Genomic DNA, 14,140 nt, shown 5'->3' with positions numbered 1-14,140 from the left:
AGACGAGACCCTGCACGGAGCGTCAGCGCAGGAAGCGGCTCGTCGCTCGCCCACTGGAAAGCGAGTAGCCTGGAACGGAAATCACCTTCATTTGAATTAGTAGTATTCACAAAGAGTCCCTTGACCAATTAGTTTTTCAACACTATGAGCAGCAAGTTCATGAAATGACACTTGCTACTTCTATATTAGTTAAAGCGTTGCGCAATCATATCATAAATATAACGTGCTTGGTCATAGTCAGGTTGTAGGGTAAAGGCTTGTTTTAGATGATACATTGCCTCTTCTGTTTGTTCTGTGGACACAGCATAAAGTACACCTAAATTATAGTGTGCATCAGCATTATTCCAATCCTGTTCAATTAATTGATCCAATTCCTTCTTCCCTTCTGCAAACATTTCAAGTGCACACAGTATGATTGCATAGGCAAGACGAATTTGTGTATCCTCTGGCGCAAGCTCACTAGCACGTTGTAAATATGGCAGTGCCAGTCTCGAATTCTCCATACGCTCAAAGCATTTACCTATCATATAATACACATCTGCGCCTTCTATTTTATGCTTTAGCGCTTGCTCATATAGTTTTACGGCTTCTGCATAGCGTTCAACATTATAGTATAAATTAGCCAAGCCATAGTAAGCAGTTGCTGCCGTTTCATCTACAGTGATGGCTTTTTGAAAGAATCTCTCTGCACGCTCAGTATCCTCTAAAACTGCTAAAAGATTTCCAAAGTTGACATAGCCAATTGCATTTTGTGGTTCTGCTTCAATTGCTTGTGTAAAAAGTTGTGCAGCATCTTCATAGCGCTTTTCTTGAAAGGCTAAAATGCCCTTTTCGTTAAAATCCATAATTTACGTTCACCTCTACATAGCGAAAGACTGCTCATATAAAGCAATCACAGCAGTCTTTTCACTAATTATCCAACATATGTTAGTATTTCGTTATTTTTAAAAACCTCATCGATTGTGCCGCCGCCTAAGCATTCTTCACCATCATATAAAACAACAGCTTGTCCAGGTGTAATTGCACGTACTGGCTCATCAAATGTAATTTGGGTACGTCCATCTTCTAAAATTTCTACTTCTACTGGTGTATCTGTTTGACGATAACGGAATTTTGCTGTGCATGAAAATTTCCCAGGCAATTTTTTTGTCGAAGTATAGTTCATTTTTACAGCAGTTAATGATGTAGAGTATGAATACTCGTTGTCAAAGCCTTGACCAACAAGTAATACATTGCGCTCCAAATCTTTCCCAAGCACAAACCAAGGTTCTCCGTCTCCACCAATCCCAAGACCATGTCGTTGACCTAGTGTATAGTACATTAATCCATCATGCTGCCCCATGACAATGCCATCCATTGTCTCCATTTTACCAGGTTGAGCTGGTAAATATTGACTTAAAAATTCTTTGAAATTACGTTCTCCAATAAAGCAGATTCCTGTTGAATCTTTTTTCTTAGCCGTCGCTAAACCAGCTTCTTCTGCAATTTTTCGAACCTCTTTTTTCTCAATATCACCAATTGGAAACATAACATGTGATAATTGCTCCTGAGATAGTTGGTTTAGGAAATATGTTTGATCCTTATTATCATCTATTCCACGGAGCATTTTTACTTCACCATCATCACTACGATCGATTCTAGCATAATGTCCTGTCGCTAAATAATCAGCCCCTAAATCCATCGCATGCTCTAAAAAGGCTTTGAACTTTATTTCCTTATTGCACATTACATCAGGGTTTGGTGTTCGTCCTGCTTTATATTCCTCTAAAAAGTATGTGAAAACCTTATCCCAATATTGCTTTTCAAAGTTGACTGCATAGTACGGAATTCCAATTTGGTTACATACTTTAATAACATCATCATAATCTTCAGTAGCTGTACAAACGCCATTTTCGTCTGTGTCATCCCAGTTTTTCATAAATATCCCGATTACCTCATACCCCTGTTGTTTCAGCAAATATGCTGCAACCGAAGAATCTACCCCGCCTGACATGCCGACAACAACACGAATTTGTGAGGGGTCACGTGTTTCTTTCATTGTGGTCACCTTTTCTTTTCTTGAAATTTCATCAATTTCGCCTTGGCGTAATTGCGTCCAGATTTTGAATTGCTCCACCTGTAAAGGCGGGAGTTTCTGCTGAATGAAGATAAAATAAGTTAAGCGTTATATACTTTATTTTTTCGCAAGCCTTTTCACAACAGCTGCTGTTTTTTCAGCGGCATATCGTATATCTTCTTCCGTTAAACCTTGCCCAAAGCTAAAACGAATTGAGTTACGTAACTCTTCTGCTCCTTGTCCAAACATTGCAACTAAAACATGAGATGGGTCAATGGAACCCGCAGTACAAGCAGAGCCACTTGACACACAAATACCTGCCATATCAAGATTTACAAGGAATGACTCTACTTCCATACCAGTGAAACTTACATTTAAAAGATGTGGAAGTATATTTTCTACATCTCCATTTACATGGTATGTCAGCTTTTCTTGCGTAAAAATATCAAGCATAATTTGCTTAAAGCGATTGTACAGTGCTCGCTTCTCTTCACGCAAGTCATTTGCAATTTGAACAGCTGTCGCAAAACCAATAATTGCAGGTACATTTTCAGTACCCGCACGACGTTTTTTCTCCTGTTGACCACCTAGAGCATAGCTAGCAAGCTGAGTTCCCGTTTTTTGGTAAAGGAAGCCAATTCCTTTAGGACCGTTTATTTTATGCGCAGAAACACTTAGTAAATCCACATGTAAATCAGCAACACTTAATGTCTCTAAACCGTATGCCTGCACTGCATCTGTATGGAAAGTGGCCTTATGTTCTAGTAACAGTTTACCAATTTCAGCAATCGGTTGAATTGTTCCGACCTCATTATTCCCATACATAATCGTAACTAAAATTGTATCCTCACGTAATGCATTCCGCACATCTTCTACAGAAACACGTCCCATTTCATCAACTGGTAAATAGGTTACGTCAAAGCCATCTCGCTCAAGCTTTTCACATGTGTGTAGCACCGCATGATGTTCAATTTGTGTAGTAATAATATGTTTCCCTTCACTAGCTCGAGCATAAACAGTTCCCAGTATTGCTGTATTATCCGCCTCAGTGCCACCACTTGTTAATATAATTTCTCCAGGCTGAGCACCAATTGATTTGGCTAATACTTCACGTGCATCATCTAAATATTTTCGTGCCTCTCGACCTGCTCCATGAATACTCGATGCATTTCCATAAACATCCTGCATTGCAACAGTCATAGCATGGATGACCTTATCATTCATAGGTGCTGTTGCCGCATGATCGAGATAAATATATGAATTCATGTTGAAAACTCCTTTGTACGAAAAGCGCTAAAGCACCAGTATCCCTACCAAATAAGAATAATGATGCTTTAGCCTAAACTTAATTAAATATAGAACATATAGCCTTCCACTACATTTTCCTCAGTATATTGTGCTAAATCCTCAATAGTAGTTGTATCCAGCACATTTTTCACAGCATCGCGAATGCGAAGCCATAGCTCTCGCTGAGGTGCTTCCTCATTTTCAATTCCTTCAACCGGCTGGATAGGTCCCTCTAAAACACTAATTACATTTGCTGCTGAAATCTCACTTGGTTGATTCGCTAGCATATAACCACCATAGGCACCACGCACACTCTTTACTAAGCCTGAATTACGTAGCGGGGATACTAATTGCTCTAAGTATGCCTCCGATAAATCCTTTTCTGCGGCAATTTTACGTAACGGTATAGGACCTTCTCCATAATGCTTTGCTAATTCAATCATAATCGTTAGCCCATAACGGCCTTTAGTTGAAATTTTCATTTTATCACCCTCAATTAGTCTAGTCAAAAATACTACCAACAGTATATCATAATCTCCTCTTGAAGAACTCGGAAATACTCTTGAATAGTTATGATATACTAATAATTGTGCATTAATTCAGATTGACAAAATACGTTGACGCTTTATTTCAGCTCATATACATTACGTTTAAAGGGGGTATTTTTAATGCATAACGAACCACTTGCTTACCGCATGCGACCATTAAGTCTTGATGAAATTGTCGGTCATCAAGAGTTTATTGGTCCTACTACCGCTCTTTATAAAATGATTCAAAATGAGCATGTTCCTTCTATGCTCTTATACGGTGAGCCTGGTATTGGCAAAACGTCGATTGCGAATGCAATAGCTGGAAGCTCAAAACTCCCCTTCTTTGCACTGAATGCTACACGTGCTGGTAAAAAAGACGTTGAGGATATTGTACAGGAAGCAAGAATCTCAGGGAAAGTATTACTTTTTTTGGATGAAATTCATCGCTTTAATAAATTACAGCAGGATACTTTGCTACCACATGTTGAAAATGGCTCCATTGTACTTATTGGAGCAACTACTGAGAATCCATATCATGATGTCAATCCAGCGATTCGCTCTCGCTGTGGAGAAATCTATCAACTAAAACGGCTAACGCAGGAAAATCTGATGGAGCTTGTGAAAAAGGCACTCGCTGATGAAAAACACGGATTAGGCAAACAGCATTTCATCTTAACAGATGGACAAATTGAACAAATTGCCGGTGCTGCTAACGGAGATGCACGCAAGGCACTAACATTGCTTGAATCCATTTATTATGCAAGTGATGAGGTAGACGGTCAAACCATTGCGGCAGATCATATTATCAAACATCTTATCGGAAGAATCGGTGTATATGGTGACAAAAAAGGATCTCATTTTTACAATTTGCTATCTGCATTACAAAAATCTGTGCGAGGTAGTGATACCAATGCCGCACTATATTATTTAGCACATTTACTAGAAACTGGTGATCTAGTCGCTGTCAGCAGACGTTTACTTGTCATGGCTTATGAGGATATAGGACTAGCACAGCCAGATGTCGGTGCACATATGCTTGCCGCCGTTCAAGCAGCAGAGCGTTTAGGCTTACCTGAGGCTCGTATCCCCCTTGCTAGTGCTGTGATCGAAATGTGCCTAGCATCAAAATCCAATTCCGCTATTGTAGCTATTGATGCTGCCATTGCTAGCATCCACGAAGGAAAAACAGGTGATATTCCACATCATTTACGTGATGCTCATTACGAGGGAGCAAAAGATTTAGGACATGTGGGCTATCAATATCCACATAACACCCCAATTGGTACTTTCGGTGGTTGGGTTGATCAACAGTATTTACCCGACGAGCTTGTTGGTGTTGAATTTTATACGCCTGTTATTGCTGGTGAAGAAAAACGAATGGCAGGCATCTACGAAAAGCTTAAATCTTTCCATAAGGAACAAAAATAATTTCATAATCCGCAGAAAATCAGGCATTTCAAAAAAGGACAATATATGTTATATCACTAATATGTATTGTCCTTTTAACATCTCCATATCTTTAAGAATCTTTCAAAGCAGGAAATCCAGCCTGAGACCATAGCCATAACGGCGTGTGCACATCAATCGGTATTATTCCAATTCAAAATCCGTACGCAATTACGCCAAGGCGAAATTGATTAAAAGAGAAAGTTTCTAAATTCTTGGAGGGAAATAATGACAACAGAACGATTTTTGAAGAATATTAATATATTGATGCGAATGCACTCAGAAGGGCTTCTGAACGCGCCATAAACAAATAATTATCCTCTGATTGCGGATAAATATGGCCCGCTTCACGTTGGATTAAATCACCTAGTACATCATTTGGTACACGAGCAACTAGCACACTATGTAACTGTTGTTTCTCTAAAACTGGTTGTAAAAATAACAATGTAACCGCATCATGAAATTTAGAGGATTTGGCACCTATGTGCTCTGTTAGAGGGTCAATAAATGGTCCAAATAATAAAGGCTCTTTTGTTGCTATAACTTGTTGAATAGCCTTACTTATCATCTGAATATATCTTACCTGCATGCCGAGAATAACTAGAAGCAAAGCCCTTTAGTGTTGAATCTATTAAAAATAATTCAGTAAAATATGTACTTTTCTCCTTGGATTCTTGTAAAAAGGATTCTAGGAATCGATGCTCTGTTTGAGCAATGATCTGCGCCCTATTTTCAAGTGATACCCAGCGATCATATGTCCAATTTTTTAGTAAATCCACTCGTGTTTTTGCAATACCTTCAAACATTTCTTCCTTCATTTGTATTGTCTTTTTATTTAATTGATAATTCCACCATAATTGGACATTCGCCTTTACGGAATTCAAGTTAAATTTACTCACATTTATCACTCCATTTCATGTAATATATCCTTACATCAAATTACCCCTCCACTTAAAAACAGGTTAAAATGATAAGTAATGATAGAATATATAATATATCAAAGAAATAATTTTAAAGAAATTTCAGAAAATAATGCTTTAATTCATTTATATTCCATAAAAAAACAGGACAGACTGCTTAAGCAATCATCCTGTAAAGCTGGGATTATCCGTTGTGTAACGCTCACTATAAAATAAGTTCAAAATATCTGCCACATCCCTCATTGATGGTAGAGAATTTGTTTCATCCCCCTCTTTTTCCTTTACTTTATCATGTAAATGGTTTAGAAAATTATAGGTTTGATAAAGTAAGCTCGCAAACTCTTGGGCGTTTTCCTTTACCTCATAACGAATTGCCTTCACTGCAATTGCTTGGGCAATCAAATGTTCCCTTGATATTGGAACTTGCTCCTCATCTAAATAGTCATCAGTCGCTCTGTATAATAATTTCATTGCTTCATACACTTCATTGTTATTTTGAAATCTATCCTTCAGCCATTGTAAGGTAAATTGTAAAAGGACAACAGCATAGATAAGAGAGAGGCATTCATCACCTAACGATTTTTTCGCCAAACGTTTAAAATGTTCTGCCTGTGTCACAAGCTCAAATAATATTAGACGAATTGGGTATAACATTGCATGCCCGCTGTTGATATATAATTTTTCTCGCCCCTTGTACAAAGCCAACCAAAAATCCTTTACAAGGGAGATCGATTTTCTTGTGGACAGCGCTAATTGACATTGAATAAGCTCATATTCAAGTGTAGGCTGAATCAACCGTTGAAACAAAAGCTCTTCATCCTCATTTACCAATAGCAATGGTTTTTCTAAGTTCGTCAAATCTATTTCTGTACCATTGATAAACATTCAAAGTCCCCCTTTCTAACATATAAATTTCCTATTTTCCAACTATATTTCGACAAAGATCTATAAATACCTTTTAAGTAAAAAGTCCTTTTTTACTAAAGTAGCAACCAATTACACCCCAGCGTAATTGCGTCCAGATTTTTTCGAGCCCGCTCAAAAAGTTCCTTCTCAAAATCCTTGTCATCTACCAGGGGCTTTGGGCCAACGGGATGTTGGTCACTAAGTCGTGTGTGTTGCTGTCGCTTCGCTTTCGCACAATAAAGATCTGTTGCTGTCGCTTCGCTTTCGCACAATAAAAATCGGCTGAATCAAGTAAATTCTATAAAAAAATCCGCTAAACTTCCTCGGAAAAATACACCCCTTACACCACAAAACTTGTAAGAAGGCTTAACCACAGAAAGTAAGCAGATTCTAGTTGAGTATTCTATTTTCTGAAAAGTAATAAAAGAATTATTCCGCTATTTCTTTATCAACAAATTGTTTAAAATGCTGCAGACATTGTTTAACCGAACCTTTTTGATCAAGCACTGTATTTTTTAATGAATCCGCTTTCTCGTCATCATTTACAACTTCACTATAAAGAGCGAAAATGGCAAATAGTAATTGTCCGTTCTCCTCCTGTTCGATACTAGGTAGTGAATAGGCAGCGATAGTTAATAATTGCTCGACTTTCTCTGGCGTTTTTTGTAACGCATTGGAAGAATAATAGGTTGATGCGGCTAAAAAATAGCATAATTTTGCACTACAATCTATAAACAAATGCCAGTATGTATTGGCATCTGGTATTTCACCTGCCCTATTAGCAACATACTCTTTATAAAATGTAGTGACCTGTATATATAAAGGATTTAGTTCTCTCATAGCTTTTGGATAATTATTAGACGTATCCAAATAGTCAAATACAATAGCATCCATCTTTTCTTGAAGTTTTACAATATCTAAATGATCACGAATTACTTGAATTTCCATTTTACCACTCTCCCATGTTCTCATTTGTTTTCTAAACGCCATTCCTACTCCCCTAAGCAGTCCTGTACATTCCAAACAAATCGATCTATTATCAATTGGAATTATTCAAATTATAGCAATAAACCAAATCAAGAAGTGTGGACATGAAGAAAATAAGACAAATTCGTGAATTAATAGCATTTTTGTGTACGTAAGATGATCTATTTTGATAGAATTAAATCCTTTGTACATATTCCTCAAATAAAAATTGCTCCTTCGTACGATCAACAATTTCTATAATGCTTCCCTGGACATATTTTTTTATTCTTTGTTTTGGACTATAAAAATAAGCGTTGTTTGTTATGAGCCATTCACTTAGCGTCCATTCACTATCCTGTTGATAATTTGTCAATATACGCTTATGGCGAAGTATATCTGCCATTTTGTAAAAACCCTCTGATAGCTCATAAGCAGAAACATCAAAATTAAAAATAGGGCTCACAACCTGTCCAGTATCAAAAATATGTATTGTTTGCCCTTGTTCATCAATAGCAAGTTCCACCGAACTGATTTCATCGAACAAATTTAAACCTCTGTATTCCATTTGGTAGATTTGTTCCACTATTAACCGCCTCCTTTTTTTTACAACGTTCCTATTGTAACACAGAAAAAGTAACTGCCTCCAAAGTCAATTGAGACAGCTACTTCTATCAAATGGTTCAATTTTGTTCTTTTTTGCTTACATCATGAGGAGAAAGTTACTATTATCTAGCATTATCCCTGCACACGAGTGATTTTTACATCTTTTAAGATTGTATTCACTACCCAGCTCGCTGCAATTAAACCTGCGACAGAAGGTACAAACGCATTTGAAGATGGGGGCATTTTTGCTTTGCGAATAGCTGCATCAGGCTTCCCAACATGCTCAACGACATCTGGTCGAACTACAATCGGACTTTCATCGGAGAATACCACTGTTATTCCTTTATGAATACCTTCCTTGCGTAATTTTGTACGAATAATCTTTGCTAGCGGATCTGTATGTGTTTTTGAAATATCTGCAATTTGGAAGCGAGTAGGGTCCATTTTATTTGCTGCACCCATACTTGAAATAATAGGAATATTACGCTTTAAGCATTCCTTCATTATATGAATTTTATACATTACTGTATCACTTGCATCAATCACATAATCAATGCCTTGTGCGAAAAATTCTTCATATGTTTCTTCTGTGTAAAACATATGCATATCAATTACTTCACATTGTGGATTAATATCTACAATTCGCTCTTTCATAACACCTGATTTCGATTTACCTACTGTCGAAAGATAAGCAACTAATTGGCGATTTACATTCGTGATATCAACATTATCCTTGTCCACTAAAATAATGCGTCCTATTCCACTTCGTGCACATGCCTCAGCTGCAAATGACCCAACGCCACCTACTCCAAGTATGGCAACCGTTGTATTTTTTAATTTTTCGAGACCCTCTGTTCCTATCGCGAGCTCGTTACGTGAAAATTGATGTAACATTCTTACACTCTCCGTCTGTTATAATTTTTTATCAATATACATATGCAGTAATTAATCTGTACCGAATTCGCAATGTCAGATACAAATCTTTAAGTAAAGGGTGATTCACTGTCCATAAAAGCCCTATTCGTTGAAGGCAGTAGGATATGAAGGCTTTACCTTTTGCTCTATCAGTGGGGTGAGATCCACACTTTATTAGTAAACCTAGTTAAATACTAAGATAAAATCAAATCTATATTACATTTTATCATGTTATTCTTCAAGTGAAAATTATAACTAAAAAATATTCAACACTTATAAGGGGCAATTGAAGGAAATACCTTTCAATTGCCCCTAGTTTTACACGATTAATTTTCTAGTTATTCATCTTTCTTTTGAAAATTTTCTATAAAATCGGTACCAGGCTGAATATTCATTTCTTTAAAAGCTGCAATGACTGCTCCCCCAATTGGTGGTAGCAGCGGTTTTATAAATTGCAATGGAAGGTCATCAGCAATTGCGAGCTGCTGCAACTTAGGTAGAAAATAATCTTCATTATTAAAAACTCCCCCTGCTAAGACAACAGGCACATGCTCTTTTCCCCAAATCATTTGTTTATAACAGGCTTTAATCGCGCTATAGTACTTTTGGCAAGCATCTTCTAAAATTTTATGGGCAACTTCATCACCATGATTAGCCATCGCAACAACATATTTGCTCAATGGTGCAACAACTGTACGTGGATGCTCTTCTCCATAAATACATTCTATTAATTGTGGTACATTAGCTATAGCAAAATAATGCAATACTGCATCTGTTAAAGCAGTTGCTCTTCCTCTGCCATCATAGCCTTGAAAAATCGCCTTTAACGCTTGGATACCTATATCATATCCACTACCCTCATCATCAAAAAGATACCCCCAGCCTCCCACACGTTGAAAATTTTGCTGTTGATCGTAGCCCATTGTTATGGCGCCAGTCCCTGCTATTTGAACAATGCCCGCCTGACCAAGCGTTCCAGCATAAAGGGCAATTATTGCATCATTGTCAATAGAAATAATTGCAGTTTTTGAAACATATTGCCGTAATATTTCCTCTACAGTTCTCTCTGCCTGAAGCTCCTTTACTCCAGCCATACCAGCAAAACAACTATGTACAGCCGAAAATACTTGAGGGTTCTGCTGTTGTAAGTTTTGCATGATAGTATGAATTGTTGACTCAAAATAATGAAGATCCATTGCTGTCGGATTACTGCGAGTAGTCACTACTTTGGCATAAATATTTCCATGTTCATCACACAGGACCGCAGATGTTTTTGTGCCTCCACCATCTATCGCTAAAACATACATAATTTTTACCCCTTTCCTCATAAAGAAAAAAGGATTGATCTCTCAATCCCTTTCCCTTTTCACTATCATCTCGTAAAGCCAAATGATTCCCATGGCTGAATATGTGCTAGTAAAAATTGTTCTTCCTTGACAACTCTGGCTACTATATTTGTTGAACCAGCATTTGGTATTTCTTTCAACACAATTTGCAGTTCCCCCTTATAACGAATATCCAGATTATTATCAATGGTTACATCACCCAGTTTCAATGGATTTGTATCATGTGCAGGAAAGTCACCATTTTTATATTTAACGCGAGATTGTGTACTTCTAATCACATATTCTGATACATCTCCACGGTTAAAATGAGGCTCCTTAAACAGAACCGCTTCTTCTAAAACAGATGTTTCAGCAGAGGATACAACTTTGAGCTCAAGCTTTTGGCGATTTAATTGCCCTAAGGCATAAAGCTCTTCCTCCGAGGCATACATATTCCCAATAATACAATCATCAATTAATCCTGTGTGCCATAAATCCTTCGCTTGCACAGTAATTGGCAGATGCCGATGCTCTTCTAATGTTGGCAAGCCATGCTCAGTTTGCTCCCAAGGACCATATTTTGCGTGCTGTGATGAAATCATAGCAGCTGTGCGAATATGATTCATTTTAAATAGTTTAGAGGTTGTTAAAAAATGCTGACGAGAAAGACCAGTAAAACGTCTTGGATAAAAATTGTGACAGCCAATAATATTATCTTTATTTGGTTGGTAGGATAATATATTTTCTACATACTTAGTACCATTACTAATATTTAATTCTACCTTTATATTACTTGCATCAAGTGACATAAAAGCTTCTTCTTGACCAGAAAACCCCATATCTAAGCGTAAAGCCGCTAAATGAAAATGTTCTTTAAAATAGCTGATATCCTTATAGCTTAAGCCTAAGTCTTCGAAGACTGCTGGTGCAATATCAGCAGATATATCAAAGCCAAGCTGCTGCGCAAATTTATTCATTTTCTGTAATTTTTGCCGCTCCTGATTGTTATTTAACGACATCAGACAAGTAAATATTCGATCAAAGCCATTGTCATGAGCAAGCTGCACATAATGCTTCATTTGGTCAAGTGTACTATGCTGAGGATATAGTGATATTCCTAATCTTCTCAATTCAAATACCTCCGTTAATCAGTCATTACACTTCTACTTTTTGAATATCTGATTGTGTTACAGACTGTTTACTTTGAGCCTCTGCTTCAGCAGCTCGCTGCTCATTTTGCTTTGCCATACGGTTTGCCATCGAAATGAACGGTAAATAAATACATACTGCGACTACAATTAAGACAATACTAAGGGCAGCTCCTTGCCAAGATTGAGTTGCTAAGAATCCATTAATAATCGGTGGCGTTGTCCATGGGGGTGAAACCGTAGCTGCTGGCACAAAGCCCCACTTCGTTGCAAAGAAAGCAATGGTTACGTTAACCATTGGCGTCAAAATAAACGGTACAAATAACACTGGATTTAACACGATTGGAAGACCGAAAAGTAATGGTTCATTAATATTGAAAATCCCTGGTGCCGCCGACAAACTTCCGACGGTATTATATTGTTTATTCTTTCTAGCGAAAAGAAAAATAGCAATAATAAGTGCTATTGTTGTACCCGATCCCCCCATATTGATGAAGGCATCAAAGAATGGTTTATTTACGATATATGGTGCTACTTCCCCAGCTGAAATTGCCTTCACATTTTCTTCAATCGCTGGTAAATTAATTGTTTGCATAAATGGTTCGATGATGTTAGCACCATGAACACCTAAAGTCCATAAAAACGTAGGAATGAATGCTAAAAGTAAAGCCGCAATCCATGAATTTGTTAAGCCCATAAACGGCTCTTGAACGGCTGAGTAAAATGAACCGACAATATCAGGAATATCAAAGCCTGCCGAAATAATTGTACGAACTAGAGCAATTAAACCAATTGTAATAATAGCAGGTAATAATGCAGCGAAGGATTTTGAAACAGCTGGCGGTACTCCATTTGGCATTTTTATTAACAGCTTAGGATTGCCAGTCAATTTACAGAATAATTCAGTTGACAGCAACGCAATAATAATGGCAATAAATATACCACCTGTACCTGTCGTTAACCCTGTTAATCCACCTTCACCAAATGTACCAAACGTCAAATAACTTGAAAAGCTGATTACACCGGCAGAAAGTCCATCCTTGTCGTAACTTTTCGCAAGATTATAAGCAATTGTAAAAGCTAATAACAGAGAGAGAATTCCGAATGTTGCTCCCCAAACATTGCTGCCCCACTGTGTCCAAGTTTCATGCTTCCAGATAGCATCGAGTGCATTTTGGTAGAATTTGATAGGCAAATGATTAACAAGAACCGCAAGTGATCCAACAATTGTCAATGGCATGATTGTAATAAATCCATCACGAATGGCAACTAAATGACGTTGATTCCCTACTCTAGCAGCAACTGGCACAAATTTTTCTTCTAAAAAACGGAACATTTCACACACTCCCTTTATTCTTTATTTGGACATCAAAATTCGATGCTACTCCCCTTTGATTCGTTCATATAGCTCTATCATTTCCACAGCTAAATCACGAAATGTTATAGCATTCATTAAATGATCCTGTGCATGTATTAGTAGCATGGATACTTCTACTTTTTCGCCCCTTGCCTCTTGTGACAATAAAGCTGTTTGAGAATGATGTGCTTCAATCAAAGCATCATTAGCAAGCTTTATTTTGTCTTTTGCTTCAATAATCTGCCCCTTTTTTGCTAGTTGAATGGCTTCCATGCATTCACTTTTTGTATTGCCACTATGCACAATCAAGCCCATTATGGATGCCATTAATGCAGTTTCTTCCATCGACTTTGCCCCCTTAACCAATTAGCGTTAATGCCTGCTTCAAGACATTTTCACCATTCATCATGCCGTAGTCAGCCATATTAATGACATCAATCGCAAAATTCATATCCTTAAATTTTTTTTCAAAGGATCCCTTTAAGTAACGTACTTGGGGACCTAATAAAAGCACATCAGGCATTTTCGTAGCTAATACTTTTTCAACTTCCCCCTCAGCAATTGCATAAATATCTGCCTCTATATTTTGATCCTGTGCAGCTTTCTGCATCTTTGACACTAATAAACTTGTGCTCATTCCTGCTACACAAACTAGCATAATATTTTTCATTTTCAGCACTC

Annotated in this window: 16 protein-coding genes; 1 reads left to right on the top strand and 15 read right to left on the bottom strand. The window is 37.5% G+C overall.

The genetic code is table 11. From position 1 onward, the window contains the following. Nucleotides 1–185: 185 nt before the first annotated feature. The 4 genes from ACQKIM_RS20110 to cymR form a co-directional block, all read right to left on the bottom strand. Nucleotides 186–845 (bottom strand): tetratricopeptide repeat protein, encoded by a 660-nt coding sequence (locus tag ACQKIM_RS20110; protein WP_427547418.1) that lies wholly within the window; start codon nt 843–845, stop codon nt 186–188. Between the two features lie 68 nt (nt 846–913). Continuing rightward, nucleotides 914–2,038: a tRNA 2-thiouridine(34) synthase MnmA gene (mnmA, locus tag ACQKIM_RS20105; protein WP_427547416.1), complete on the bottom strand. Its 1,125-nt coding sequence runs from the start codon at nt 2,036–2,038 to the stop codon at nt 914–916. Nucleotides 2,039–2,173: 135 nt separating this feature from the next. Next, entirely contained in the window at nt 2,174–3,322 is a 1,149-nt protein-coding gene (locus ACQKIM_RS20100; protein WP_427547413.1) for a cysteine desulfurase family protein, read from the bottom strand. Between the two features lie 83 nt (nt 3,323–3,405). Then, nucleotides 3,406–3,825, bottom strand: coding sequence for a cysteine metabolism transcriptional regulator CymR (cymR, locus tag ACQKIM_RS20095; RefSeq protein ID WP_427547410.1), 420 nt, complete (start codon nt 3,823–3,825; stop codon nt 3,406–3,408). A gap of 186 nt (nt 3,826–4,011) precedes the next feature. Here cymR and ACQKIM_RS20090 point away from each other — a divergent pair, with 186 nt between their 5' ends. Continuing rightward, on the top strand, nt 4,012–5,301 hold the full coding sequence (locus tag ACQKIM_RS20090) for a replication-associated recombination protein A (protein ID WP_427547407.1): 1,290 nt from the start codon (nt 4,012–4,014) through the stop codon (nt 5,299–5,301). A 274-nt stretch (nt 5,302–5,575) separates the two neighbouring features. Here the strand turns inward: ACQKIM_RS20090 and ACQKIM_RS20085 are convergent, their stop codons facing one another. From ACQKIM_RS20085 to ACQKIM_RS20035, 11 genes are all read right to left on the bottom strand, one after another. Beyond that, entirely contained in the window at nt 5,576–5,887 is a 312-nt protein-coding gene (locus tag ACQKIM_RS20085; protein ID WP_427547404.1) for a hypothetical protein, read from the bottom strand. Beyond that, nucleotides 5,877–6,218, bottom strand: a complete 342-nt coding sequence (locus ACQKIM_RS20080; protein ID WP_427547401.1) for a hypothetical protein — start codon at nt 6,216–6,218, stop codon at nt 5,877–5,879. The genes ACQKIM_RS20085 and ACQKIM_RS20080 overlap by 11 nt, the downstream gene beginning before the upstream one ends. Before the next feature lie 186 nt (nt 6,219–6,404). Continuing rightward, nucleotides 6,405–7,124 carry a hypothetical protein gene (locus ACQKIM_RS20075; RefSeq protein WP_427547398.1) on the bottom strand — a complete coding sequence of 240 codons (720 nt, stop codon included), beginning with the start codon at nt 7,122–7,124 and terminating at the stop codon, nt 6,405–6,407. Between the two features lie 450 nt (nt 7,125–7,574). Beyond that, nucleotides 7,575–8,093, bottom strand: coding sequence for a hypothetical protein (locus ACQKIM_RS20070; RefSeq protein WP_427547395.1), 519 nt, complete (start codon nt 8,091–8,093; stop codon nt 7,575–7,577). 214 nt (nt 8,094–8,307) lie between these two features. Then, entirely contained in the window at nt 8,308–8,694 is a 387-nt protein-coding gene (locus tag ACQKIM_RS20065; RefSeq protein WP_427547393.1) for a hypothetical protein, read from the bottom strand. Nucleotides 8,695–8,846: 152 nt separating this feature from the next. Beyond that, on the bottom strand, nt 8,847–9,608 hold the full coding sequence (locus ACQKIM_RS20060; protein ID WP_427547390.1) for a tRNA threonylcarbamoyladenosine dehydratase: 762 nt from the start codon (nt 9,606–9,608) through the stop codon (nt 8,847–8,849). Between the two features lie 359 nt (nt 9,609–9,967). Then, a complete protein-coding gene (locus ACQKIM_RS20055) occupies nt 9,968–10,936 on the bottom strand; it encodes an N-acetylglucosamine kinase (RefSeq protein WP_427547387.1) in 969 nt (322 codons plus the stop codon). Between the two features lie 65 nt (nt 10,937–11,001). Further along, the gene (locus tag ACQKIM_RS20050) at nt 11,002–12,084 is read right to left on the bottom strand and encodes a DUF871 domain-containing protein (protein WP_427547384.1); all 1,083 of its coding nucleotides are present in this window, start codon (nt 12,082–12,084) and stop codon (nt 11,002–11,004) included. Between the two features lie 25 nt (nt 12,085–12,109). Continuing rightward, the gene (locus tag ACQKIM_RS20045; protein ID WP_427547381.1) at nt 12,110–13,438 is read right to left on the bottom strand and encodes a PTS sugar transporter subunit IIC; all 1,329 of its coding nucleotides are present in this window, start codon (nt 13,436–13,438) and stop codon (nt 12,110–12,112) included. 45 nt (nt 13,439–13,483) lie between these two features. Further along, complete coding sequence (locus ACQKIM_RS20040; RefSeq protein ID WP_427547378.1) at nt 13,484–13,804, bottom strand: PTS lactose/cellobiose transporter subunit IIA; 321 nt, start codon at nt 13,802–13,804, stop codon at nt 13,484–13,486. A 13-nt stretch (nt 13,805–13,817) separates the two neighbouring features. After that, nucleotides 13,818–14,129 carry a PTS sugar transporter subunit IIB gene (locus tag ACQKIM_RS20035; RefSeq protein ID WP_427547375.1) on the bottom strand — a complete coding sequence of 104 codons (312 nt, stop codon included), beginning with the start codon at nt 14,127–14,129 and terminating at the stop codon, nt 13,818–13,820. Nucleotides 14,130–14,140: the final 11 nt, after the last annotated feature.

This window comes from Lysinibacillus sp. NPDC047702 (assembly GCF_050272555.1).
Lineage (GTDB): Bacteria > Bacillota > Bacilli > Bacillales_A > Planococcaceae > Lysinibacillus.
The sequence above is the reverse complement of the archived record's forward strand: the minus strand, read 5'-3'. Positions and strand labels throughout refer to the sequence as shown.

Coding starts and splice junctions, on each gene's coding strand:
- ACQKIM_RS20110 (WP_427547418.1), bottom strand. CDS start 845: ATGGATTTTAACGAAAAGGGCATTTTAGCCTTTCAAGAAAAGCGCTAT.
- mnmA (WP_427547416.1), bottom strand. CDS start 2,038: ATGAAAGAAACACGTGACCCCTCACAAATTCGTGTTGTTGTCGGCATG.
- ACQKIM_RS20100 (WP_427547413.1), bottom strand. CDS start 3,322: ATGAATTCATATATTTATCTCGATCATGCGGCAACAGCACCTATGAAT.
- cymR (WP_427547410.1), bottom strand. CDS start 3,825: ATGAAAATTTCAACTAAAGGCCGTTATGGGCTAACGATTATGATTGAA.
- ACQKIM_RS20090 (WP_427547407.1), top strand. CDS start 4,012: ATGCATAACGAACCACTTGCTTACCGCATGCGACCATTAAGTCTTGAT.
- ACQKIM_RS20085 (WP_427547404.1), bottom strand. CDS start 5,887: ATGATAAGTAAGGCTATTCAACAAGTTATAGCAACAAAAGAGCCTTTA.
- ACQKIM_RS20075 (WP_427547398.1), bottom strand. CDS start 7,124: ATGTTTATCAATGGTACAGAAATAGATTTGACGAACTTAGAAAAACCA.
- ACQKIM_RS20070 (WP_427547395.1), bottom strand. CDS start 8,093: ATGGAAATTCAAGTAATTCGTGATCATTTAGATATTGTAAAACTTCAA.
- ACQKIM_RS20060 (WP_427547390.1), bottom strand. CDS start 9,608: ATGTTACATCAATTTTCACGTAACGAGCTCGCGATAGGAACAGAGGGT.
- ACQKIM_RS20055 (WP_427547387.1), bottom strand. CDS start 10,936: ATGTATGTTTTAGCGATAGATGGTGGAGGCACAAAAACATCTGCGGTC.
- ACQKIM_RS20045 (WP_427547381.1), bottom strand. CDS start 13,438: ATGTTCCGTTTTTTAGAAGAAAAATTTGTGCCAGTTGCTGCTAGAGTA.
- ACQKIM_RS20040 (WP_427547378.1), bottom strand. CDS start 13,804: ATGGAAGAAACTGCATTAATGGCATCCATAATGGGCTTGATTGTGCAT.
- ACQKIM_RS20035 (WP_427547375.1), bottom strand. CDS start 14,129: ATGAAAAATATTATGCTAGTTTGTGTAGCAGGAATGAGCACAAGTTTA.